A 25032-nucleotide genomic window follows, 5' to 3' on the forward strand; every position below is an offset into this window, starting at 1 on the left:
ATTTTTGGGTAAGAAGCTTTCTTACCCTATCTTTTTTGAGGCGATTTGTCTAGAGTTATCTCCCTGTATGCTTTTCAGACGACCTGTCACCCCGTCAGCTCAATCCGTCAAACGTTACTGAGGCTAAATTAGGTGGGAGCGCTCCTTTCCTAACTCTACTAAACAGCACTTTTCAACCAAAAGGCTGGAACTTTATTTCTTCTGATCAGGCATTAGCTGGTTCTTTTAATATTCAGTCCTACACTGCTAATTATGGTCCTATATCTGGTTTTACTAAGGAGGATGTTGTGTGGAGCGATCTCTTACTCACTTATAGTCCAGTAAAATCAGGCGATATCCTTCCCAATCAAGTTAACCCTACACCCCAAAATAACAATCTGCATTGGATTCAATGGGTAGTCAGCAATCATGGATCAAAACTTTATAAGAATGGTCAACTTGAGGATTTAGGTCATGGAAACGGTGATAACAAAATTGACGTTTTGGCAGATGCAGATAGCCCCTTCTATGATGAAAGTTCACCTTTGGCTACGGAAGATAATTTCTACGATAGTCCCTTCCGCTCAGATATCACGGAAAACCATAACTGGGATGCGGAACTCTATTTGGTTGAGGAGACTGCTCCCAAGACTGTCACAATTTATAATGGTATCAAATGGGGTTGGAAAAATACATATACTCCCCCTAAAACCACTAAAAAGTTTTCCGACAGCCTCGCCTCCGGTTTTGAAGTAGACCGTTTTAACCTCCCTAACCTTACCCCTGGTTCAAAATATATAGCTTGGACAAACAACGACCTCCCCTCCAATCGCTGAAACCCCAACACATTTTTAAGTACGCACAATAACTCAGGTTTTCGACTAGGATTTGACGACAACAGTAGCTCTGTAGGCAATGGTTTTGCCTCCGCACTAACGGGTACTGTAGGTAGTAGCGGCAATATCAACCTCGATGTCCGCGCTGCTGGTGGAGGTGCTCGCGGACAAGACAGAGGCAATTACGAACTGTTTGTTGATGTTTACGACCCACAAGAATCGCCGGATTTTAGCTCCGCAGCTAGCGGTGGCGGCGGCTTCGGAAAAGAAATGCGCGGCTTAACTCAACAAAACCCCATCCTTCCCAATTCTCTCCAAAATGGCTGGCAAGTCTTCAACAAAGTTCCCGGCTGCCGCTGGTTTGACCCTCCAACTACTTACGGCTTTGAATTTCAATCTCTAGAAGACACTTTATTTACTGAAATTCTCGATTTCCCTGTGGGCGATGACCAACAATTTACTGTTGCAGTTGTGGTTTGGTACGATGCGACATATTTTGCGGAAGCATAAACAAACTTAATAAGTGCTATTTATTAAGTCGATCGAGCGTCACCCATTTTCCGTATATATGCGGTTGTCAAATTCATATTAAAGTGCGACTTAGTGGTTTTATTGCAGAGGGTCGGGAAACTATCATCTAAAAAATCAGTATTTTTACCGTTTCAACTTTGAGGGAGCAGTCCTAATATATAGTTTTATAGTTAATAAATCACTTTCAGAAAGCAAGGCAGTTTGATGTGATGAAGCACTTTTCCCTATTTTTATTAGTTTTAATTCTTTCCGGCTTAGTGGCATTGAGTCATGTGCCTAAAGAAGTTATGGCGATTGAAGAGGTGGAAAGTGAGAGGGGATATAACTTGACATCTGTAGAATCGACTAACAAGAATGCAGTTGAAATTGATGGCATCCGCTTTGAAATTTTGGTGCCAAATAGAGTATGGTTAATCCCTGAGAATCGACCCGATGTAAATACCTTGATTCAGCTCGCTATTCGGATTACAAACAACTCGCCTTCTCCTATTCGCTTACCTTTTTTCGATCCCCTGCTTGTAATTCCCTTAGAAATAGTGGAAGCCGATGGTAAAGTATTACAAAGCAAAGGAGGTAGAGATAGACTCCTAAACTCTCCGCAACTCGCTTGTCCCTTAATTCAACCAGGAGAACACGCAACTTTTTTCCCGGACACCAAAGTTTTTTGGCAGAAGAATAGTCTGCTAATCGGAGGCTCTGACGGATTGGGGGGGTCGTGGTATTTTGACAACATAAAGCCTGGTGATTATCAAATTAGATTCAGATATATCAGTTCCCGATCTGTAAGACCGTGCTATGACCCTAAAAAAGATGAAGAACACCTAATACGAGAGATTTGGACAGGTGAAGCAACAACGCCCTTTGTCAAGGTTTACGTAGTTTACCCTGGCACATAAATAGCAATTGAGACACAATTTCATATCGATTTCATATCAAGACAGATTTTTCTTCCATACCTACCCTGTTAAGGAGTTGTTAAGAATGCGATTACATCAATACCGGATAGTTTTATTAACGTCCCCTTTACTGTTTGTGCTAACAGGTAGGGCCTGTTTCGCTTTTTCTTTCACAATGCCATCGCAAAGACCAGATTCTCCCTGTACCCAAAGCTCTGTTTATTGTTCTTCAATATCTTATACCCAGCAAGGTATTGGCACCGTAACTACTTATACAACTACTGTGTCGCAACTACCAGTCGGCGGAACGGATGCTTTTTTTAACCTGCTGACCTCATCCGTTTGGGCGCAAAACGGTTGGACATTTAACAAAGCGCCATCAGTAGAATCTTTAAAAGGTCGGTTTGATATTGGGGTGTATATTCCTTTTGTTACACCCAATGTGGGAGCAGAAATACAAGTTCTTTACAACCCGGTCGTTGGTCAAGATCCAGTAGGCACTAATGTTCATTTTATTCAAAGGGTAGTTAATAATCATGCCTATATATCTACCCTTCAAGGAGTCATTAAGCAACCTTACGGAACTCTCGAGAACAAAATTGACACTGTAATAGAGCAGACACAACTAAGTTTTTTAGACCCTCAAAACCCACAAAAGCAAACATTTAACCCTTTTTACGATACCTATGGTAAAACGGTAAGATATCCAAATCAAACAATTCTTTTTCGTGATTACCCTGTTCGAGATGATATCTATAATAACAAAGCTTGGGATGCAGAACTTTACTTGGCTGAGGTAAAAGATCCCCTTAATAAACCCAATGAAGTCACGATATATGATGGTATCTCATGGGGTTGGAAAAGCATATTTACTCCTCCTAAAACCACTAAAAAATTTTCCGACAGCCTTGCCTCCGGTTTTGAAGTAGACCGTTTTAACGTCTCTGACCTTACTCCCGGTTCAAAATATATAGCTTGGACAAACAACGACCTCCCCTCCAATCGCTGCAACCCCAACACATTTTTAAGTACGCACAATAACTCAGGTTTTCGACTGGGATTTGACGACAACAGTAGCTCTGTAGGAAATGGTTTTGCCTCCGCACTAACCGGTACTGTAGGCAGTAGTGGCAATATCAACCTCAATCTCCGTGCTGCTGGTGGAGGTGCTCGCGGTCAAGACAGAGGCAATTACGAATTGTTTGTCGATGTTTACGACCCACAAGATTCACCTGATTTTAGCGTAGCAACTAGCGGCGGTGGCGGATTCGGAAAAGAAAAGCGCGGCCTGACACAGCAAAACCCCATCCTTCCCAATTCTATCCAAAATGGCTGGCAAGTTTTCAACAAAGTTCCCGGCTGTCGCTGGTTTGACCCTCCAACTACTTACGGCTTTGAATTCCAATCTCTGGAAGACACTTTATTTACTGAAATTCTTGATTTTCCTGCGGGTGATGACCAACAATTTACTGTTGCAGTAGGAGATTCGATCCTCGGTAATTTCAGTCCGGGAGATAAATTAGATTTTGTTTCTTTATTGGGTTATCCAGTAGATAATTTTAGAATCACTGGCATTGATTCATTATTTGGCGAAACACCAGAAACAGCATTTCCCATTCAATTAGCTTTTCAGGAAAGGGAAGGAAGTTTCAAGATGCGGCAAATACCCAAGCCAATTGATGCGGAAGCTGTACCGGAACCGGGGAGTATTTTGGCGGCTAATGGAATGCTGTTATGGTTCGCTGCGATGCGGCGTATTTTGCGGAAAAAGCGACAGGATAGTTGATAGTTGATAGTTGACAGTTGATAGTTGACAGCGAACAGCGGACAGTGAAATGAAAAAACTTTACACTTTGCTATATGCTTTTAGTCTCATTCTCATCAACCCTTGGGGAGGTAGCCGCGGCGAAATTTGGACGCAGCCTAAAGTTTTTGTTGTCTTGCTGATTGTGCTTTCAAATTTATCATTTTTATGGGAAGAAAGGAAACTTTTAACTTTTTCCCGGCAGTGGAAAATCTGCCTGGTTTTGTGGGGATTTTTTTTGACTGTGGGAGCGATTTCTACCCTGAAAAGTCCTTTCCCGGAGCGTTCTTTTTGGGGACAAGACCAAATGGGAGACGGCTGGCTGTACTGGCTGTTAATTTCTATTTTTAGCCTCACTAACAGGCTGCTGTTAAAACTGCATCCAGAATTGTTTCGCTGTCAAATGCGGGGTTTGCTGATTGGAGCTGTGGTTGTAGCTGTTAGCGTTTTTCCACAAGTTGTTAGCTGGCAAATTGATTATACTGCTACTTCCGGTCAGTTGGTCGGGAATGATGTTTTGGCTAGTACGATTTTTCGCGGACAGCAGCCGATCGCACTTTACTCGCATCGCGGCCACGCAGCTATAGTATTGACTCTCGCCGCAGTTATTTCTTTGGTTGGTTGGAAGTGGAAGTTAATTAGCGATCGCACTTCCAGTCTCGCTTTATTTCTCATTCTCCCTGCTTTGCTATTTACCAACACTCGAACAGCGGTTATATCTTTAATGATAGCACTATTTTACTTGCTGGGACGGCAATATTACAAACAATTAATCCCGGCTATTTTTATTGGATTGCTGACAATTAGTGCCATGACCTTTACAAGGCCGCTGGACTGGAATCGGGTATCTGTCGCACAAGTAATGTCCAGCCGATCGCCTTTGTGGGAAGTTGCTGTGCGCGGCATTCAAAAACGACCTCTCTTTGGCTGGGGTTTTAACGGATTTGGTATCGCATATCCTTTCGTCGCCAATCCTAATAACATTCCTCAAATCGTAAGTCTCGGTCAGTTTTCTTATGATTACCTGGATATAAACGGACAGATTCGCACTGAAAAAATACCGAGTTATAAAGCTCACAATTGGATTTTGGATACTGCTGTTTCTACAGGTATTTTGGGGCTGCTTGCTTTTTTTACCTTGTGGGGATATTGCTTTTACTCTGTTATTAGGTCGCCGAATATCGGTATTGAAGCTGTGGCGATCGCCTATACAACTTTCGCGATCGCTTGGTTTGAGTCCGCTGAATACGCGCACATATTTTGGTGGGCGCTAAATTTTTCCGAATCGAGATTTCAGAGTTCAAAATTCACACAAGCAAGGGCGGATAGCTCTAGTTTTTGAGCTATCGACCATATTTTTGCTACAACCCGCTCAGCCCAAAAACTACAAAATTCCTAATTTTCACCGCCCCAAAAGCTTCACCAAACCGACGCCGCCAAAGTAAAGAGCGAGCACCGCACCTCCCAAAAGACTTTGCGTCAAAGGGTCAGTAGAAGGCGTTAAAACAGCACCCAAAACAGCCGCACCTAAGATCACATAACGCCAGCCGGAGAGCATTTTCTGAGAAGAAACTATGCCCAAAACGCCGAGCAATACTTGGACGATCGGGATTTGAAAAGCTAAACCCGTGCTGAACATTAACAGCAGTACAAATTTAAAGTATTTGTCGATCGACCACAACTGCTCTACAACATCCGCCCCGTAGGTAACAAAGAAGTTCAGCGCCGCCGGAATCAGAGCAATATAAGCAAATACCAGCCCGCCCAAAAAGAGGAAACTAGAACCGAAAAACACTGGCCCGAGCAACCCGCGTTCTTTGCGAGTCAAACCGGGTAGCACAAATAGCGCTATTTGGTAAAAAATAAACGGACTTGCAATCAGCAAACCGCTGTATCCCGCCACTTCGATAGAAACAAAGAAATACTCACCGGGAGCTAGTTGCAGAAACTTGACGGGCCCGGCGGGTACTTCTAGCAATTGTACGATCGGTTTAACTGTTAAAAAACAACCAACTACACCTATTGCTACGGCAATTAGCGAGTAGAAAAGTCGCTGACGCAATTCTTCTAAATGGTCGAACAAAGACATCTCAACTTCGTCGGGAAGTTCGTCGAGATATTCGTTTTCGAGGTTGCGGGAACCGAGAAAATCATCGGCGATTGGTGCAATGCTATTTTCGGAACTAACTTCTTCAGCTTCTAAGTTTCTGACATCCGTGAAATCGTCGGCGACTGGTGCAATGCTATTTTCCGCGCTAACTTCTTCAGCTTCTAAGTTGCTGACATCCGTAGAATCATCTGCAATTGGTGCAATAGTATTTTCTGTTTCCGCGCTAACTTCTTCAGCTTCTAAGTTGCTGACATCTGTGAAATCGTCGGCGATTGGTGCAATAGTATTTTCCGAACTAACTTCTTCAGATTCTAAGTTGCTGACATCCGTAAAATCATCGGCGACTGGTGCAATAGTATTTTCCGAACTAACTTCTTCAGATTCTAAGTTGCTGACATTCGTGAAATCATCGGTGATTGGTGCAATGCTATTTTCCGCGCTAACTTCTTCAGCTTCTAAGTTGCTGACATCCGTAAAATCGTCGGCGGCTGGTGCAATGCTATTTTCCGAACTAACTTCTTCAGCTTCTAAGTTGCCGACATCCGTAGAATCATCTGCAATTGGTGCAATATTTTCTGAGTTAACTTCTGCACCTTCTAAGTTGTTGACAGCCATCAAATCATCAGCGACTGGTGAAATGCTATTTTCCGCGCTAACTTGTTCGAGGTTGTTGTCGGAATCTTGTTCGGATGTCTCCAAGTCTGAGGGCACAGTCATAGGGAATGGGGAATTGGTAATGGGGAATCGGAAATCGGTAATGGGGCAATTTTAGATTTGTTAATTGTTAATTGGTAATTGGTAATTGGTAATTGTAATTGGTAACTATTAACTATTAACTGTCAACTAAGAGGGCGGGCACGCACCATCCACCGCCCCTACTAATTGTCAACTGTCAACTGTCAACTGTCAACTGTCAACTGACTTCTTCAATGCCGATCGCAATTTTGCCGACAGCGCGGCCAGTTTCGCTGTACGCGTGGGCGGCGGCTACTTCTGGTAAGCTGTAAGTGCGATCGACAATCGGCTCAACTTTATCGGATTCGATTAACTCCCGCAAAATCTCCAAGTCGGCTGGGTTGGCATTGGCTAGAATGAATTTAGCTTTTTTACCAGGAATAAACCAGCTAGTCAACATCGGTGGGAGGTTGTCGAAACTCGGCAAAGTCGAGATATAAACTCCCTCCGGTTGCAGCACGTTTTCGCATTCAGCAAATGTCTTTGTACCGACAGCATCCAAAATTATATCATACTTTTCGGGTTGTTGAGTAAAATCAATTTCTGCATAATCTAGAACACAATCTGCTCCCAAATCCTTGACAAATTCTATATTCTTGGCGCTGCAAACTCCCGTTACTTCCGCATTCATTGCTTTAGCAACTTGCACCGCAAAAATCCCGACTCCGCCGGAAGCACCGTTAATCAATACTTTGTATCCTGCTTTAATTTCACCCAAATCTCTCAACGCTTGCAAAGCCGTTAAACCTGCGATGGGTACTGCTGCTGCTTCGACATGGGTGATGTTGTGAGGTTTAATTGATGCACTCGATTCTGGCACGACAGCGTATTCGGCACAAGCACCGCCAGCGATTGGATTTAAGAATGTATAAACTTCATCTCCGGGTTGAAATTTAGTGACTTCCGAGCCGACTTCTACGACAACTCCCGAGATGTCGGAACCGATTATTCGAGGAAAGTTAAATCCTGTAAGTAGTTGCAGGTGTCCTTGCCGGATTTTCCAGTCTACGGGATTGACGCTGCTAGCGCGAACTCTGACTAACAATTCGTTCGATTTGGCGATCGGCTTTTCTACTTCTCGGTACTGCAATACGTCAACGCTGCCGTAGCGATCGAACACAACTGCTTTCATGGCGATTTTTTTGATTTATTTTTAAGAGGACATTTAATCATGTACAATTATCATATAGCAAATTCTATTTCGCTTGTGAATGGGATTTATTTTTTTTAACCGCAGAGGGCGCAGAGGGCGCAGAGAAAGAGAAAAGAGAGAGAGAAATGATTGATTTAACTGGAAAGGTAATTTTAGTGACGGGCGGCTCGAAAGGGATTGGTGCAGTGACGGTGCGGACTCTTGTTAATGCTGGGGCCGAGGTGATTTTGCATTACTGTCGCAGTCAGGAAGCGGCGGAATCGGTAGCAGCAAGTGTGGCGGGCGATCGCTGTTATTTATTAGCAGCAGATTTGATGTTACCAAACGCGGCCTCTCTTTTGTGGCAAGATGCTGTAAAGTGGCGCGGTCATATTGATATTATAGTTAATAATGCTGGGATTATGCAGTCGGCTGGTATCGAGGACGATTTTGATATTTGGTCGTCGGCTTGGCAGCAAACTCTACAAGTTAATTTAGTTGCGGTTGCTGATTTGTGCCGGGAAGCAATTCTACATTTTAAAACTCGCAAGGTTGGTACGATTATTAATATAGCAAGTCGCGCTGCTTTTCGCGGCGATGACCCGAATTATCTGCACTACGCTGCATCAAAAGGTGCGATCGTTTCTCTAACTCGCAGCATTGCTAGAGGATTTGCGGCTGATAATATTTTGGCTTTTACTGTGGCGCCGGGATTTGTGAGTACGGAAATGTCGGATAAGTTTATTAGGGAGTGTGGCGAAGCACAGATTGTGCGCGATATCCCGATCGGCAAAATCGCCCCTCCTCAAGATGTCGCCAACGCGATCGCTTTTCTAGCATCGGGTTTGGCTGTGCACGCTACCGGAACAACGATCGACATTAACGGAGCCTCTTACGTGCATTGACTGTTGACTGTTGACTGTTGACTGTTGATCGTGTTGCTCTACTATAAAATATCTCTAAAGACTCACCTTAACAGCTTTTAAGAATAACTACTTTATCACTTTAGCCAGATGCTCAAAAAACGAGAAGTGACTTATGTTTAGATAAAAAGATAGCCTGAGGGAAAGTGATTGTGACAACAAATAACGGAACTAACACCAAACGAGTTGCCATACTAATCGAAAATGGAGTAGAAGATTCAGAATTTCTGGTTCCTTACAACGCCTTAAAACAAGCAGGATTTGACGTAGTTGTCCTCGGTTCGCGGACAAACGAAAAGTATGCAGGGAAAAATGGTAAAGTCGCCCAGCAAGCTGACGGAACTACCACTGAATCATTAGCAGAAGAATTTGATGCAGTCGTAATTCCCGGCGGTATGGCTCCCGATACAATGCGGACAAATCCCAATACAGTGCGGTTTGTCAAAGAAGCGATGGAACAAGGAAAAATAGTCGCTGCTGTTTGTCACGGCCCGCAACTTTTGATTGAAGCCGACGCGCTCAAAGGCAAAAATGCGACGGGTTTCTTGGCAATTAAAACAGACATGATTAATGCCGGAGCTAACTACATCAACGAACCTTTAGTAGTTGACGGTAACTTGATTACTTCCCGCCAACCGGGAGATTTAGGAATATTTACCACCGCTATTTTAGCGCGCCTCGGTTACGGCGGTAAAGCAGTTGGTTTGCCAGAAGAAACTGATACGAGTGCAGAATGGTGGAAACTAGCTAATGGTTGGGGCGGCTCGACACAAGCGGACATTGTGAAAGGTTTGAATACCGCCCTCGCAGGGGAACGCTATGCTTGCGAAGCGTTTCAGAATTATGCGGAAAAAACCGGAGATGCCGATTTGCGATCGCTCCTGGCGGAAATGATCCAAAATAAACAGAAACACATCCTCGCTCTCGAAAACCGCCTCAGCGATTTCGGCGAAAAACCCTCAATTCCCGCCCAACTTGCTGACAAATACGCTAAATTAAAAGCCTCGGTGCAAGGAACAGATGAAACCTTCTTGCTGCGGAGCACTCTCGGCGATTTGCAAACAGGTGTTGTCGATATCAACAACCTGCGAGCGAAGTTCACAGATCCGGTATCAACTGACATCTTTACACAGATAGAAGCGGATTTGTCCAAGTGCGAGCAAGTCGTTGCTAAACTCTTCCGCGCCCGCGCCGTTTCCCAAGAAATTAAAGCGCCAAAACCTTCGACTAGCCCCGCTGTCAAAATGTAATATCCACGCGGATTAACAAGTTTGTAGTTGCGCCTAGGGGTGAAAACCCCCACCCAGAGCGCAACTACAAATTTTTGATGCAATAATAAAATATACGCCTTTGCGGTAAAATAAAAGCCGAGCATAAAAAACAGACATCAAGTAGCTGCAAGGTGGAGATTTTTATTAAATGGCTTCTATTTTTGTTTCAGCAGGGCATGGCGGGTTTGAAGGCAGCGTGCGCGATCCCGGGGCGATCGCATTTGGCACCACCGAATCCCAGGAACTTATTCTCACTCGGGATTTATTAGTACCTGAATTGCGGCAGCGAGGTATAGACACCTTCTCTGTACCAGATACTCTTAGCTTAATCGAAAGTATCGCTTGGATCAATAGTCGCTCTCAGCCGGGAGATGTAGCGGTTGAAATACACATAGACGCTTTTTCTAATCCCCAAGTCCGCGGTGCTAGCGCGTTTTATATTGGTAGCAACCCCAGACGAAAAGCAGATGCAGATTTAATTTTAAATGGCTATTTACGCAGGTGTCCACAAATACCGAATCGTGGCGCAAGAGCAGATACAGAAGCTGGTGTTGGTAGCCTTGCATTCTGTCGGCGCGTAAATATTCCTTCGCTGTTAATAGAACTCGGTTTTTTAACTAACATTGATGACTTGCGAACTATTCAAAATCGCCGCCGTGATGTCGCCCTCGGACTCGCTGACGGACTTGAAGCTTGGTTAAACAATACTCCTTTAAAACCCTTACCGACACCGACACCGACACCGACACCTGCACCGACACCGACACCGACACCGACACCGACACCAAAACCTATAGTTTATCCTTTAATTAATATCCAAATCAACGGTGCGCCCCACGAAGACAAAGGCATTTTGGTCAACGGAAATGCTTTTGTCCCTTCCGAAGTTCTAGACGCTCTCAATGTTAAACCAGAAACAGCCGATCGCCGAATCACCTACAATGGAGTAGTATTCGTGCGGGCTGTCGATTTGCGCGATCGCGACATTTCCGTAACTTGGGATCAGGCCACCACATCAGTATCCCTGCGATCGCGCCGTGATATCCTCTCCGGCGTAGGAAAAATCATGGGACGCGGTTTAACTACCGCCCAACAAATCACAGTATTTCTCACCAAAACAAACAGCAAAGCCCTGGTAATATTTCCCAACCTACCTCAAATTTACGTCCAAGAAGCAGCCGCAGAAGGCGTCAATCACGACGTAGCTTTTTGCCAAATGTGTTTAGAAACAAACTATCTCAACTTTGGCGGTGCAGTCAAACCAGAACAATTCAACTTTGCTGACATGGGAATCGTCAGCCCCACAAATTCCGGCATTTCCTTTCCCGATGCCAGAACAGGAATTAGAGCGCAAATTCAGCACCTAAAAGCTTACGCCAGCACCGAACCAATCAACCAACCTTTAGTTAAAGAAAACGTGCGTTTTCGTTTTGTCAAGCGCGGCGTAGCCCCCACCGTCAACGAACTTGCAGGTCGCTGGAATTCTGACCCTTTATACGGACAAAAAATCATCAATATCATCCGGCTGCTTTACGAAAATGCCAGTTTGCTGTAGTCGGTTGACAGTTGACAGTTGACAGTTGCTATAGCAATTATAGTTGTATTAGTTATTTGTTATTAGTTATTTGTGACTTGCTACTAATAACAAATAACTAATAACTAATAACCGCTCCCCAATGCCCCATTCCCAATGCCCAATGCCCCATTCCCAATTCCCAATTCCCGATTATAAATACAACTATGGTTTCCAGCACTAATCGCTTTTCCGACATTCAAAATCATTGGGCAAAAATATTCATTGATGGCTTAGTAGAAAGGGCCGTAATCAGCGGTTTTCCCGATCGCACTTTTCGCCCCAACAGCAACCTCACCCGGGCCCAATTCGCCGCCATAGTCAGCAAAGCCTTTCCCGTACCCGACAAACGGCCCTACATACCCTTTATCGACGTTCCCGCCACCCACTGGGCCGCCACAGCCATTCAAGCAGCATATAAAAGAGGATTTATCTCCGGCTATCCCGACAACCTGTTTAAACCCGAAAGCCTGATTACCAGGGCCGAAGCATTAGTTGCCTTAGTCAGCGGCATATTTGGGTCAAACGCTGTACCGACAAGCAATCTGGTTCTATCAAACATCTACCAAGACAGCACAGAAATTCCTAATTATGCCAAAAAGGCGATCGTCATAGCAACCCAATCCGAAATAGTCGTCAACGCCCCCAACTTAAACCTATTAAATCCCGCCGGAAACGCCACCAGAGCCGATGTAGTCGCCTGGGTTTATCAAGCATTAGTATATCTCAAAAGAGCGCCACAAATATACAATCAATATATTATAGTTCTCAGTAAAGTTCCCAGGCCGCAAGTTTACGTCAACCACCAGCGAGAATTTCGCGGAGTTTGGATAACATCCGTGTGGAATATTGACTGGCCATTCAGCAACAAACTCTCAACAGAACAGCAAAAAGCCGAACTCCTGAAAATCCTGGACAGGCTGCAAGAAATGAATTTCAATGCAATTATCCTCCAAATTCGAGCAGCAGGCGACGCCCTTTACGCCTCACAATTAGAACCTTGGAGTGCATGGCTGACAGGAACCCAAGGAAAACCACCCGAACCTTACTATGACCCTTTAATATTTGCCGTTACAGAAAGCCACAAACGCAACATCGAAGTTCACGCTTGGTTCAATCCGTACCGCGCCAAAGTTTCCACTCAAACCCCTCCCAACGTCCGCCCGCACCTCTCAGTTACCAATCCCGAATGCGTTTATCCGTGGGGCGACGACTTGTGGATGGATCCGGGAATTGATTTAGTTTTAGACAAGACTTACAACGTAATTTTAGATGTAGTTAAGCGCTACGATATAGACGGCGTTCACTTCGACGATTATTTCTATCCCTATCCCATTGACGGTCAAGAATTTCCCGACAGCAAGATTTACAATAGTTATATTTCTAGAGGCGGCCAAATGAGTTTAGGAGACTGGCGCCGCGAAAATGTCAACAAATTAGTTAGAAGACTCGGACAAGGAATTAAAACAGTCAAACCCAACGTAAAATTCGGCATCAGTCCCTTCGGTATTTATCGACCCGGACAACCACCACAAAGTCGCGGCTTAGATGCCTACGAAACACTCTATGCCGACGCCAAAAAATGGTTAGAATCAGGTTGGGTAGATTATCTAAATCCTCAACTTTACTGGCGCATCGATCAAACAGCTCAAAGCTATCCAATGTTACTACAATGGTGGCTAGAAAACAACCCCCAAAACCGACATATTTATGTAGGAAACAACTTAGGAAGACTTGACGGCAACAAGTGGACTGTGCAGGAAATAAACAATCAAATTGAGATTACGCGCAACTCTAAAGACAGCTTAGCTTTAGGCAATGTTTTCTTCAGCATGAAAGCATTTAGCGACAACCGCCAGCAAATCTACGACAATTTTAAATCCACTACATACGCGCAACCCGCACTCGTTCCCGCGATGCCTTGGCAAAATGGAAAGCCGCCGGCCCCTCCAGTATCAGTGGTAGTACAAAAAGTGGGGAATAGCAATGTTTTGCAGTGGAAAAATCCCGTCGATAAAAACATCCGTTCTTGGACGCTTTATCAAAAGAATGGTGATAGCTGGAAACTCATCAAAATCATCAATGCAGACACCGTACAAGTAACGGTAGGAACGGGAATTTATGCTTTGTGTGCGGTTAGCATAATGGCCGTAGAAAGTGTCGGAGTTTTCATAGAAATCTGAGGATAAAACATAAAAATATTCCTGATATCAATTCCGGTTACATCGGGATGATATAAACGGAGGAAACGGCACTGCCGTTTCCCTACCTCGATTAATTGCAGGGAAACGGCAGTGCGGTTTCCTCATTGTGGGTAATATAATTCAATACCGTTTACTTAAGACCGCCCTGGGGTAAAACCCTATGAAAAATAGATACTCTTGTTTGCTTCGTTCCTCGCAATGACAATCTTAAGTAAACCGTATTGATCTATATGTAGCGTATTCGAGGTTTGTGAAGTGTAGGGACACTCCGAGAGCCCATAGGTGTCAACTTAAGGTCAAATCCAGTCAGAGATTGCTGTTTGACTATTAAATCTAGATCCCCCCTAGCCCTCCTTAAGAAGTAGGGTGGTTTTATTGTCAGGATAGGAAATATAAAACTACCAAAAGTATCGCTCAAATGTCGGCTCGCGTTTGGGCCAAGGTACGTAGTTGCGCTTTTAGCGCTCTTTCCTAATATTATAAGGAGCGCTGAAGCGCAACTACGTACCTAATTTGTCTGACGACAATAAAACCGCCCTACCTAGCCCCCCTTCTTAAGGGGGGGACAAGAACGTACTCAAAGTCCCCCTTCTTAAGGGGGATTTAGGGGGATCTGGACTATGGTAAAAACGACATTTATCAAGGCTTTCAGGCTTAAGTTGACACGCCTTGGGCAGTGCCGTGTCCCTACGGGGAGCGAGTGTACTTCATAAATGTGGAATTTGCTGTATGTTGCCAAACTTGCGGACAAGTTGAATTGAGACAGATCCAGCGATCGTTCAACTTTTTGAGCTACTTTAAAATCATCCCAAACATAAACTGAATATAGTTCTTCAGCGGAGCATCACTTTTGCTCAGTTTCATTTGCAACAAAGCACCTTCCCAACTATTTAAACAAAACTCTGCTAAGTCTTGAGCCTTTTGGTTTTTGGAGATTTCACCCGCAGTTTGGGCAGCTTCAATGCACTCAGCAAACTGATCTCGCCAGCGATCCGTAGCTTCTTGCAACCGCAGGCGAAAGCGATCGTTTTGATCGGCCATTTCTTGGCTGAGATTGCCAAACAAACAGCCTTCTCGGTATTGCAGAGTTTCAAATTCCTCTAACTTAAAGGTAAAATAACGCTTCAGCCGATTCAGAGGAGTGAGATTGATATCACCTAAATACTGTTCGACAATGCGATCGTGCATTTGGGAATCGTACTCGATGATTGCCAAACCGAATTCTTCTTTGCTACTGAAGAAGTGATAGAAAGAGCCTTTCGGAACCCCTACCGCTTGCAAAACTTCCTGAATTCCGGCGTGATTGTATCCTTTTTCCACAATGATTCGTCGCCCTGCTTTAATCAGAGCAAGTTTGGTATCTTCTTTGATGGCAACTTTTCCACTCATAAACAATGTTACTAGACCAGTCGTCTCGCTCGACGTTTTGAGATTAGCCTAATTTTGATGATTTTGTCAAGAAGGAGGGGCTTTAGTCATGGTATTAAAAAAACAATAATTTCAGGTGATGTAAGATAAAGTTCGATCGCAAACTCTCCCTATCCAAACATGAGCGCCACCGCACCAAAGCCCGCCTCAATGTGGAGTCCCCTAGCCCAGCCCGTATTTCGAGCTCTCTGGCTAGCCTCGGGAGTTTCCAGCATCGGCACCTGGATGCACGATGTAGGGGCCTCCTGGCTGATGACATCCCTTTCCCCCTCGCCCTTGCTAATCGCCATGATGCAAGCAGCATCCAGCTTGCCATTTTTCATGCTAGCGCTACCTGCCGGCGCGATCGCCGATGTAGTTGACAGACGCCGCCTGCTATTATTCACCCAAGGCTGGATGCTTGCCGCCGCAGCACTTTTGGGAATTCTCACCGTTGCCAACCTCACAACTCCCTGGATACTCCTAACATTAACCTTTGTGATGAGCATCGGCAGCGCGGTAAATATGCCAGTCTGGCAAGCAATTACCCCCGAATTAGTTGCCAAAGAACAACTGCCGTCAGCCGTAACATTGACCGGAATTGTCATCAATTTATCGCGATCCGTAGGCCCCGCTTTAGCAGGAATTATCATCGCATCCGCCGGAACAGGCTTCGTCTTTTTGCTGAATGCAGCTTCCTTTATCGGAGTCATTCTAGTCATTTATACGTGGCAGAGAAAGCCCCAAGAAACAGCTTTACCCGCAGAAAGATTTATCGGCGCAATGCAAGCCGGAATCCGCTACGTGCGCTATTCTCCACCTTTTCAAGCAGTCCTGATCCGCGCTGGGGCATATATTTTCTTTGCCAGCGCTTTGTTTGCCATGCTGCCACTTTTGGGTCGCCGAGAATTAGGTTTAGATGCTTTTAGATACGGGATAATTCTCGGTTTTTGGGGAATCGGTGGGTTAGCCGGAGCATTTATTTTGCCCAAAATCCGGCAGCGAATTTCCACTGATTTGTCGGTAGCTGCGGCATCAGCGGTGTTTGGCACAATGATGCTGGTATTGAGTTATACGCGCAATTTCTACGCAGTTTGTGCAGCGATGCTGGTAGTGGGATTGTCGTCTTTGACAGTGATGGTAAGTTTGAATGTAGCTGCTCAAACAGCCGTTCCTACATGGGTGCGGGCGAGAGCTTTAGCGACATATTTGTTAGTGTTTCAGGGAAGCATGACTTTAGGTAGTTTACTGTGGGGAACCATTGCCCAGCAAGCAGGAATTTCTGTTAGTTTACAGATTGCAGCAGTTGGAGCGATCGCGACTACAGCCCTCGCCACTCGCTACCGTCTCCGATGTGCGGAAAAAATGGATTTAACATCTTCCCTGCACTGGCAGCAACCAGCCCACTCTTTTGAACCATCTCCCAACGACGGCCCGGTATTAATTACTTTAGAATACTGCATCGATCCGGCCGATGCAAATAGTTTTAAACAAGTAATGCAAGCACTAAGTCGCACCAGGCGGCGCGACGGGGCGATTCAGTGGGGATTGTATCAAGATTTATCCCATCCCAGCCGATTTGTAGAAACGATAATTGTCGAATCTTGGGCAGAGCACAAACGCCAATTCGAGCGAGTCACAAATGCCGATCGCGCGATCGAAGAAACAGCCCGCGCTTTTCACATCGGAGACACCCCCCCCAAAGTTTCCCAAATGATTTACGGCAATCCTGACAATAGATAAATTCTAGAGACAACCAACTGACTAATAACTAATGACTGCTGACTAATCCTAATAAATTCTTCCTTCCGACAGAAGACTTTTGGCCTGCAAATACGATATCGTGTTGCCAATATTTTGATGTTGAGGATAAAAAAACTGTGGTTCCCTTACGCGATGACAATCCCACCAGTATCACTCCCTACGTTACCTTCGGGCTGATTGCTGCAAACGTATTAGTATTTTTGTACGAACTCAGTTTGGGCGATCGCCAATTAACGCAATTTTTCTACTCTTGGGCGGTCGTTCCTTGCCAGTTAAGCAATATGTGTCGGGTGTCTCTGCCAGTTTCGCCATTTCCCGAATGGACGACACTAATTAGCTCGCAATTCCTGCACGCAGGCTTTCTCCACATTGCCGGAAATATGTTATTTTTGTGGATTTTTGGTAACAACGTAGAAGACCGTTTAGGACACGTAAAATATTTAATATTTTACCTTACTTGCGGCGTTTTAGCATCACTAACTCAGTGGTATTTTTCCTCATCATCGGCTATTCCTTCCCTGGGCGCTAGCGGCGCGATCGCAGGCGTGATGGGCGCATACATTCTCAGATATCCCCAAGCCAAAGTTCTTACTTTACTACCTCTGGGCATTTTTATTACTACAGTCAGAGTTCCCGCTTTCTTCTTTCTCGGATTTTGGTTTGCACAGCAAGCATTGAGCGGTTTAGCTTCCTTGAATGCGCCGGCAAGTGTGGGCATGGAATCCGGGGGAGTTGCCTATTGGGCTCATGCCGGCGGCTTTGTTTTTGGCGCGATTCTCGGCCCTTTATTGGGACTTTTTTCTGATGAAAATCAGATTTAGATAAGATGGCGGTTGAAACCGCGTCTATACAAAGAAAGTCCGCCTCCGCGGACTGAAGAAAATAATGTAATTTCAACTGCCCGCTGTTCTACTCTTCAACCCACGGAGGTGGGTTTTGTTTGTATAGAGGCGGTTTCAACCGCGAGCGTCTTCTATCTATTCCTAGATAAACGTGAAGTCAAATCCCGAAAGAGAAGAAACTCCTGTTACACCATTTAACTTCGCCAAAATGCGAGAATCGTTGCCGGCGAGGTTGTTGCCATTGCCGTCATAAATGATGTAAGTATTGCCGCCGGAATCGTAGGCAAACAAGAATGCACTTCCTCCTAGAATATTTGCAGAAACAGTTGTCTGCACGTTCAGCAGAACTAGGGTGCCACTATTGAGATTCCCGAATCCGGGGGCAAAGTTAAACTGATCGGCGATCGGCACACCGAGACCGGTAAAATCAGTAATCACATCGTATCCGCCTGCGGCGATCGCAGCATTGATGGCCGCCGAAGAAGCCGCATCAAAGGCCAGCCCGCCATCCGCAGGACTGGTATAGCGGAATTGATTGCTACCACCGCCACCCGTCATGGTATCTGCACCCAGGCCGCCTACGAGCACGTCGTTATCCAAACCGCCGTTCATCGTATCGTTGCCGCCTTGGCCGTCAACAGTATCTGCCCCTGCAAAACCGTTCAAATTGTCCGGCAAAGAACCACCAACCAATTTGTTAGGCCCGCTATCAGCCGCCAAGATGGAAACGGCGATCGTACCTGTGCCCGGAAGTGTCCCGAATCCGTCGCTGACGCTGTAGGTGAAAGTAGTTGTACCCGCTACGTTGCCGGGGATGAACTGCACCTGAGTGCCGAGATTCACAGCTATGCCCAGTTTTGGCGTGCCGACATTGATAATGCTGAGTGGCCCTTTCTGCGGGCTGGAATCGTTGGCGAGTACGTCGATGAATGTCGGCAGCAAATTATTCGTATTCGTAAATACGATGCCGTCATCGCCAAGCACCGGCGGCAAGCTAGTCGGAAGGGTTGACGATGTATTGAAAGAGTTGATGTTAATCGCGACTGAGGCTGCCGCCGTGCCACCTTGATCGTCCGCTACGCTGTAGCTGAAGGAACCGGCTGACCCGATTACATCAGTTTTAGGTTGGAATTGCAGGCCGAGTAATTCCTGAACTGTCAGTTTTTGGTTCAGGGCGATCGGAGTTGTACCGACAACTACTTGACCGAAATTCGGATTGGGCACTCCGATTACTCCGATCGACAATGGTTGGCCCTCTGGATCTGTCGGCTGCGAAATACTTAGAGACAGAGGCGAATTCTGCAAAGCTGTCAGCGTTTTACCAGTTTCGACGATCGGCAGTTCGTTAGGAGTCGGAGTGGTAAAACTCGGCGGAACTGGCCCACCACCGAAAGGCGGAGGAGTTGGGGTTGTCGCAGTTGGAGTCGGGACAATAGAAGGACTCGGACTCGGAGTTGTCCCCGGTGATGGAGTCGGACTCGGAACCTGTGTCGGTAATGTCCCCGGCGACGGAGTTGGACTCGGATTTGTCCCCGGTGATGGCGATGGAGTCGGACTCGGACTTGTCCCCGGAGTCGGACTTGTTGCCGGAGTCGGACTTGTTGCCGGAGTCGGACTTGTTGCCGGAGTCGGACTTGTTGCCGGAGTCGGACTCGTTGCCGGAGTCGGACTCGTTGCCGGAGTTGGACTTGTTGCCGGAGTCGGACTTGTTGCCGGAGTCGGACTTGTTGCCGGAGTTGGACTTGTTGCCGGAGTTGGAGAAGCAGTTGTCCCCGTCGGTGGCGGTGTCGTAACAGGTTTTGTCCCCGTTGAGGGTGTCGGGGAAGCCGTTGTCCCCGTTGGTGTCGGGGAAGCCGTTGTCCCCGTCGGAGTTGGAGAAGCCGTTGTCCCCGTCGGAGTTGGAGAAGGACTTGTCCCCCTCGGTGTCGGAGAAACACTTGTTCCCTGAATAGTAAAGGGATTATCTTCTACGCGCGGTATTCGAGCCGTAGTGAACCTAGATTCATCTAGCGAACCAGGCCGCACATCAACCAACACCGCCAAAAATTCGCCAGTTTGCTTGTCCTGAATAATCGTGTTGCTAGAATTCGAGCCTTGACCCTGGAAGATGTTTAACTGTGTAAAGTTCAGACCTCCAGCCAAGCCGATCGAATCTCCTGCCTTAAAATCTCTGATTAAATCAGCATCACCGATCTCGCGGCCGCCAGTAGTCAGAAACCCGCTACTAGAAACCGACGTACCCACCCTACCGAGAACAAAGATATCCGAACCCTCGCCTCCTGTCAGAGTATCAGACCCGCGATCGCCCGTCAGAATATCATCCCCAGCATCTCCAGATAGAGCATCATTGCCATCTCCTCCAAATAGCAGGTCATCACCCTCGCCACCCTCACCAGTATCGTTACCAACACCGCCGCTGATGACATCCCCACCGTCGGCGCCCAAAAGAATATCATTGCCCGCAGCGCCGATCAGGCAGTCATTGCCCGTGTCGCCAAAAACAGTGTCACTGCCCTTGTCGCCAAAAATCAGGTCGTCTTCCGCACCTCCGCGCAGACAGTCATTGCCTTTACCGCCGTACAGCGTATCGTTGCCTTCCGAACCCAAGACAACATCGTTGCCCTGGTCGCCAAAAGCTGCATCGTTGCCCTGGTCGCCAGAAACCAAGTCATCGCCTTTGCCGCCCCGCACGGTGTCATTACTGCGTCCGCCTTCAACGATATCTTTACCAGCGCCACCATTGAGAGAATCGTTACCGTCTTCGCCCCTGATGATATCGTCCCCGTCCCGACCCAGAATCGTGTCGTCCCCGTCGCGCCCGGAAATCGTGTCGTTGAACAAGCTGCCGATTAAATAGTTATTCCCGTCATTGGCGACAACTACACCATCGACAAACAGCGGCTGTGGGGGAGGCGTGGGTACAGTCGGAGTTGGTCGAGGCACCGGTACGATCGAAATCCCCGGGCCTGTCCCCATCATCGTCGGAGTTGTCCCCGTCATCGACGGAGTTGTCCCCGTCATCGTCGGAGTTGTCCCCGCCATCGACGGAGTTGTCCCCGTCATCGACGGAGAAGTCCCCGTCATCGACGGAGAAGTCCCCGTCATCGACGGAGTTGTCCCCGTCATCGACGGAGAAGTCCCCGTCATCGACGGAGTTGTCCCCGGCGACGGCGTAGGAGTGGTCTCCGGTATAATAATTACTGGTACTGCACTGGGCATTTTTCGGACTCCTTGCGACGCTACTCAAAAACGACTAGATAAACTTAAAGTCAGAGGCAGTAATGACGGTGCTAAGAGCTCCCGGCACTGTAGGAATAGAATTCAACACTGCCAAATCGAAAGCTGGGAGACTGTCGTCTGCCACATTCGGGTCAAAGCCAAGAACATACTGGTTAAAAGTATTGTTCAGGTACACGAAGAAAGCTCCAGTTTTGCTCGAACCGTTTTGATTCTTCAACACTGCATTGATTGCTTGAGCGTTGTCAAATTTAGATTCAAACAAAATTACTTCTTGCTTGCTGATGTTGTCGCCGCCACTGCCGATATTCCTGACGATAAAACTGGTGAAATCGTTAGTAGTTCCCGAGTTTGTTAAACCTGCGAAATTTGACGACCTGAACAAGAATCTGTCGGTGCCGGTGCCATTAGCATTAAAGTCAGTAATGATATCTACACCTTCACTCGGAGTTTCGTAGTAGAAGAAATCATTACCAGCATCGCCGGTGAGCAAGTCAGAACCGTTCCCGCCGCCCAAAATATCATTGCCCGCACCGCCGGAAAGCGAGTCATTGTCATCGCCACCCAATACCAAGTCGTTGCCGAAGGCGCCGCTGAGACAGTCGCTACCGGCGCCGCCGTCTACAGTGTCGTCGCCCGCTTCGCCCAACAGGGAGTCGCCGCCGCCCTCGCCTAATATGTAGTCGTTGCCCGCACCTCCGAGTCCGGTGTCGCTGCCTTCTCCACCTAAAATGGTGTCTTCGCTATCGCCGCCGGAGATCGAATCGTTATTGATACCGCCATCGAGCAAGTCTCTGCCGATGCTGCCATCGAGGATGTCGTCGCCGGCACCGCCCTCGATCGAGTCATCGCCAATTCCACCCAATAATGTGTCGGTGCCGCTGCCTCCAAGTATCGAGTCCTCGCCGGCTTCTCCCAATATCGAATCATTCCCAGCGCCGCCGTCAATGGTGTCGCCGTTGTCACCGCCCGAGATGATGTCATTGTCATTGCCGCCGAACATCAAATCGTTGCCCAGTCCGCCAACTAGCGAATCTATGCCATCTTCGCCATCGATGGTGTCGTTGCCCAGTCCGCCGTCGAGGTTGTCGTTGCCGATCGAACCCAGCAGCGAGTCATTGCCTGCATCACCGAATGCAAAGTCGTCGCCGCCCCTGCCGTCGATGATGTCGTCCCCGGCACCGCCTGAGATGGTATCGTTGCCTGCCCCGCCGATGATGTAGTCGCTGATGTTGCTGCCTGTAAAGCTGCTGGCAGGAAGTGCGGTGCGATCGACAATATTATCTACCACCGTAATGCTGAAGGATGCCGGCCCGATCTTTGAAGACCCGTCGGAGGCTGTAAACGTGAAACTGTCGCTGCCACCTCCTGCTAACAAGTTGTATTTGACAATGTTGTTGTTGACATCGTCTTGGCTAAATTTGCCGCCCACGTTGAGAAATGTGGTGCCCCTTTGCACAAAACCTCTGGTAGCGTCGGGGGCTTTAGTAATCGTGTAAACAATTTCCGATGGAGGGTTGTCGGGATCTGTCACCAACAAATCGGCGGCGGTGATTGTCTGAGTCGGAGCACTTTTGGCAACCACCACACCATCGTTAATTACTAGCTGTGGGGGGTTGCTGACGTTGATAGTTACTGTTGCCTGAGCAGTGCCGCGGTTGCCGTCTGAGATCGAGTAGCTGAAGCTGTCAGAACCAGAGAAGCCAGCATTTGGGGTGTATTGGAAGTCGCCGCCGCCCAAGGGAGTCAGAGTTCCTTTGGCTGTTGGGGTAAAAGTCGTAACCGTCAAAGGGTTCTTGTCTGCATCGGTGTCGTTCAACAGAACGTTGAAAGTGAGACCTTGACCTGAAACCGTAGTGAAGTTGTCGTTAACTGCGACTGGAAGCTGATTGACAGGTGTCGGACTCGGACTTCCTGTCGGCGTCGGACTTCCTGTCGGTGTCGGGCTTCCTGTCGGCGTCGGCGTTGGACTCGGACTTGCCGTCGGCGTGGGGAAGATTGGCCTCGGACTCGGCGTCGGAGTGTCTGTGGGAGTCGGAGTGTCTGTGGGTGTGGGAGTCGGACTCGGTGTCGGAGTTGGTGTGGGAGTCGGACTTGCCGTCGGTGTGGGAGTCGGCGTCGGACTCGGAGTCGGCGTCGGAGCTGGTAGTGGGGTGGCGCTGCCTGGAACTATGGGGGCAATTACAAATGAGCTGCGTCCCAAGGTTCTGCTGTCTACTCCGGGCAATACTGCTAAAAAGTCGCCGCTGACGCCGTTGCGAATAATGGTGCTGCCGGCTTTGCTGTCGGTGCTTTGGAAGATTACCAAATCTTCAAACTTGAGGTCGCCGCTCAGCCCGATCGCATCTTCACCTTGGCGAAAGTCTGTGAAAATATCAGCATCGGCGATATCCGGGCCGCCTGTGGTGAGAAATGCTGGGTTAGTGCCGTTGCTGCTGCTGCCACCGGGGGTACTGAAGGTACCGATAACGAAGACATCTCTCCCTTCGCCTCCTGCTACTATGTCTTTGCCTGCTTCGCCCCAAAGAATATCGTTGCCAGCACCACCGTCCACGATGTCGTCCCCAGCACCGCCGAACACGATGTCATCGCCGTCACCTGCAAAAATGGTATCCGCGCCGCCATTGCCGTAGAGCCAGTCGCCTCCTTCGTTGCCAAATAGCAAGTCTTCGCCTTCGCCACCGAAGAGCGAGTCATTACCTTGATCGCCCCAGAGAACGTCATCGCCGCGATCGCCCAAAAAGCTGTCGTCGCCCAACCCACCGCGCAAGCTGTCGCTGCCTTTGCCGCCGTAAGTCGTATCTTTGCCTTCGCCTCCAATTACCGTATCGTTGCCGTCATTGCCGTACAACAAATCGGGGTTATTTCCCCCGTCGAGGGAATCGCTGCCTTTGCCTCCGTACAGGGTATCGAGTCCTGAACCGCCGTCGAGCACGTCGTTGCCGGGGCCACCAAACAATACGTCCTCATCATCATTGCCAAAAACTAAATCATCGCCACTAGATCCTTGCAGGTTGTCGTTGCCTTGCAGCCCGGAAATCACGTCGGGGCCGGGACTGCCAACTAACGAGTCGTTGGTTTCTGTTCCCCGAAGTACGCCCCCGATGATTGAGGGTACGGTACCTTTTCCTCCGCCCAATGTGTCGTCTATGCCGCCCAATGTGTCGTCGGAAGGCCTTGGCGTCGTCGGTGTCGGCGTCGTCGGTGTCGGCGTCGTCGGTGTCGGCGTCGTCGGTGTTGGTGTCGTCGGCGTTGGCGTTGTCTCCGGCGTTGGCGTTGGCGTTGGCTCAACTATAATAATTGGTACTGCACTGGGCATTATTTTGGCTCCTTATCAAAGACGATCCCGATTAACTTTAAGAAGTGATTAGTATCAGCTTGTTGCCACAAATCTGGCCTAAAATTGATTATTGACACTCCCCGGTCTGAAGACGCGGGGATTCTTAAGGACAAACTTTGGGGGATGAATCCGCCCAAAGTTTAATTCTTAAAGGGTTAGTCAGTAACCCGCTACCCACTCGCTCAACTATTGAGTCTATGGCTACTTTTGATTTCCTAATGATGTTTGCCGCACCGTTAACATCTGCATTCAGAATTGATTTCTGAGCAGAACGGTATAAACCTAGTTTAATTCTTTTACCAGACGGTTGCCAATTGTCGGGTTTTTCACCAACTTTCACTGGCAGTACGTCTCGATCCAAGAAGCTAGCTTTTGAGGTGTAGGATTCGTCTTGCTCTACAAATCTCCATCCTCTGAGAGCGCACTCTTGTTGTAGTCTATCTTTGAC

Annotated in this window: 16 protein-coding genes and 1 pseudogene; 11 read left to right on the forward strand and 6 right to left on the reverse strand. The window is 47.5% G+C overall.

Annotated features, from left to right (window positions below; translation table 11 throughout):
• Nucleotides 1-287: 287 nt before the first annotated feature.
• The 5 genes from JGK07_RS23670 to JGK07_RS23690 all read left to right on the forward strand — a co-directional run bounded on the left by JGK07_RS23670 (nucleotide 288) and on the right by JGK07_RS23690 (nucleotide 5388).
• Nucleotides 288-815 (forward strand): hypothetical protein, encoded by a 528-nt coding sequence (locus tag JGK07_RS23670; protein ID WP_293213448.1) that lies wholly within the window; start codon nucleotides 288-290, stop codon nucleotides 813-815.
• Nucleotides 816-1085: 270 nt separating this feature from the next.
• Nucleotides 1086-1325 (forward strand): hypothetical protein, encoded by a 240-nt coding sequence (locus JGK07_RS23675; protein ID WP_293213445.1) that lies wholly within the window; start codon nucleotides 1086-1088, stop codon nucleotides 1323-1325.
• 230 nt (nucleotides 1326-1555) lie between these two features.
• Nucleotides 1556-2242, forward strand: coding sequence for a hypothetical protein (locus JGK07_RS23680; protein WP_293213442.1), 687 nt, complete (start codon nucleotides 1556-1558; stop codon nucleotides 2240-2242).
• 7 nt (nucleotides 2243-2249) lie between these two features.
• Nucleotides 2250-4028, forward strand: a complete 1779-nt coding sequence (locus JGK07_RS23685) for a hypothetical protein (RefSeq protein WP_293291073.1) — start codon at nucleotides 2250-2252, stop codon at nucleotides 4026-4028.
• A gap of 49 nt (nucleotides 4029-4077) precedes the next feature.
• Complete coding sequence (locus tag JGK07_RS23690) at nucleotides 4078-5388, forward strand: O-antigen ligase (RefSeq protein WP_293213436.1); 1311 nt, start codon at nucleotides 4078-4080, stop codon at nucleotides 5386-5388.
• Between the two features lie 60 nt (nucleotides 5389-5448).
• On the opposite strand, the gene tatC is transcribed toward JGK07_RS23690, so the two are convergent.
• Together tatC and JGK07_RS23700 are read right to left on the reverse strand one after the other, a co-directional pair.
• A complete protein-coding gene (tatC, locus tag JGK07_RS23695; protein ID WP_293184176.1) occupies nucleotides 5449-6216 on the reverse strand; it encodes a twin-arginine translocase subunit TatC in 768 nt (255 codons plus the stop codon).
• A gap of 853 nt (nucleotides 6217-7069) precedes the next feature.
• On the reverse strand, nucleotides 7070-8023 hold the full coding sequence (locus tag JGK07_RS23700; protein ID WP_293242938.1) for an NAD(P)-dependent alcohol dehydrogenase: 954 nt from the start codon (nucleotides 8021-8023) through the stop codon (nucleotides 7070-7072).
• A gap of 146 nt (nucleotides 8024-8169) precedes the next feature.
• Between JGK07_RS23700 and JGK07_RS23705 the strand changes: the two genes are divergently transcribed.
• The 4 genes from JGK07_RS23705 (at nucleotide 8170) to JGK07_RS23720 (ending at nucleotide 13973) form a co-directional block, all read left to right on the forward strand.
• Nucleotides 8170-8928, forward strand: a complete 759-nt coding sequence (locus JGK07_RS23705) for an SDR family oxidoreductase (RefSeq protein WP_293184092.1) — start codon at nucleotides 8170-8172, stop codon at nucleotides 8926-8928.
• Nucleotides 8929-9098: 170 nt separating this feature from the next.
• Complete coding sequence (locus JGK07_RS23710) at nucleotides 9099-10196, forward strand: DJ-1/PfpI/YhbO family deglycase/protease (protein WP_293184090.1); 1098 nt, start codon at nucleotides 9099-9101, stop codon at nucleotides 10194-10196.
• A gap of 169 nt (nucleotides 10197-10365) precedes the next feature.
• A complete protein-coding gene (locus JGK07_RS23715) occupies nucleotides 10366-11772 on the forward strand; it encodes an N-acetylmuramoyl-L-alanine amidase (RefSeq protein ID WP_293184088.1) in 1407 nt (468 codons plus the stop codon).
• Nucleotides 11773-11957: 185 nt separating this feature from the next.
• A complete protein-coding gene (locus tag JGK07_RS23720) occupies nucleotides 11958-13973 on the forward strand; it encodes a family 10 glycosylhydrolase (protein ID WP_293224991.1) in 2016 nt (671 codons plus the stop codon).
• A gap of 813 nt (nucleotides 13974-14786) precedes the next feature.
• Here JGK07_RS23720 and JGK07_RS23725 read toward each other — a convergent pair.
• Nucleotides 14787-15383, reverse strand: coding sequence for a TetR/AcrR family transcriptional regulator (locus JGK07_RS23725; RefSeq protein ID WP_293184083.1), 597 nt, complete (start codon nucleotides 15381-15383; stop codon nucleotides 14787-14789).
• Between the two features lie 159 nt (nucleotides 15384-15542).
• Here JGK07_RS23725 and JGK07_RS23730 point away from each other — a divergent pair, with 159 nt between their 5' ends.
• The gene (locus JGK07_RS23730) at nucleotides 15543-17144 is read left to right on the forward strand and encodes an MFS transporter (protein ID WP_293206891.1); all 1602 of its coding nucleotides are present in this window, start codon (nucleotides 15543-15545) and stop codon (nucleotides 17142-17144) included.
• Between the two features lie 137 nt (nucleotides 17145-17281).
• Nucleotides 17282-17986, forward strand: a complete 705-nt coding sequence (locus tag JGK07_RS23735; RefSeq protein ID WP_293189867.1) for a rhomboid family intramembrane serine protease — start codon at nucleotides 17282-17284, stop codon at nucleotides 17984-17986.
• Between the two features lie 162 nt (nucleotides 17987-18148).
• Here JGK07_RS23735 and JGK07_RS23740 read toward each other — a convergent pair whose 3' ends face one another.
• The 3 genes and pseudogenes from JGK07_RS23740 to JGK07_RS23750 form a co-directional block, all read right to left on the reverse strand.
• A complete protein-coding gene (locus JGK07_RS23740) occupies nucleotides 18149-21226 on the reverse strand; it encodes a calcium-binding protein (protein WP_293224993.1) in 3078 nt (1025 codons plus the stop codon).
• A 34-nt stretch (nucleotides 21227-21260) separates the two neighbouring features.
• Nucleotides 21261-24563, reverse strand: a complete 3303-nt coding sequence (locus tag JGK07_RS23745; RefSeq protein ID WP_293184075.1) for an Ig-like domain-containing protein — start codon at nucleotides 24561-24563, stop codon at nucleotides 21261-21263.
• Between the two features lie 124 nt (nucleotides 24564-24687).
• Nucleotides 24688-25032: pseudogene (locus JGK07_RS23750) on the reverse strand (RNA-guided endonuclease TnpB family protein); the annotation flags it as partial.

The organism is Microcoleus sp. PH2017_24_DOB_U_A, from assembly GCF_020738205.1.
Taxonomy (GTDB): Bacteria; Cyanobacteriota; Cyanobacteriia; order Cyanobacteriales; family Microcoleaceae; genus Microcoleus.

What these genes read in the sequence shown, in the direction of transcription:
- JGK07_RS23745 (WP_293184075.1), bottom strand. Translation starts at nt 24,563, where the DNA reads ATGCCCAGTGCAGTACCAATTATTATAGTTGAGCCAACGCCAACGCCA.
- JGK07_RS23725 (WP_293184083.1), bottom strand. Translation starts at nt 15,383, where the DNA reads ATGAGTGGAAAAGTTGCCATCAAAGAAGATACCAAACTTGCTCTGATT.
- JGK07_RS23720 (WP_293224991.1), top strand. Translation starts at nt 11,958, where the DNA reads ATGGTTTCCAGCACTAATCGCTTTTCCGACATTCAAAATCATTGGGCA.
- JGK07_RS23680 (WP_293213442.1), top strand. Translation starts at nt 1,556, where the DNA reads ATGAAGCACTTTTCCCTATTTTTATTAGTTTTAATTCTTTCCGGCTTA.
- JGK07_RS23715 (WP_293184088.1), top strand. Translation starts at nt 10,366, where the DNA reads ATGGCTTCTATTTTTGTTTCAGCAGGGCATGGCGGGTTTGAAGGCAGC.
- JGK07_RS23740 (WP_293224993.1), bottom strand. Translation starts at nt 21,226, where the DNA reads ATGCCCAGTGCAGTACCAGTAATTATTATACCGGAGACCACTCCTACG.
- JGK07_RS23675 (WP_293213445.1), top strand. Translation starts at nt 1,086, where the DNA reads ATGCGCGGCTTAACTCAACAAAACCCCATCCTTCCCAATTCTCTCCAA.
- JGK07_RS23700 (WP_293242938.1), bottom strand. Translation starts at nt 8,023, where the DNA reads ATGAAAGCAGTTGTGTTCGATCGCTACGGCAGCGTTGACGTATTGCAG.
- JGK07_RS23690 (WP_293213436.1), top strand. Translation starts at nt 4,078, where the DNA reads ATGAAAAAACTTTACACTTTGCTATATGCTTTTAGTCTCATTCTCATC.
- JGK07_RS23730 (WP_293206891.1), top strand. Translation starts at nt 15,543, where the DNA reads ATGAGCGCCACCGCACCAAAGCCCGCCTCAATGTGGAGTCCCCTAGCC.
- JGK07_RS23705 (WP_293184092.1), top strand. Translation starts at nt 8,170, where the DNA reads ATGATTGATTTAACTGGAAAGGTAATTTTAGTGACGGGCGGCTCGAAA.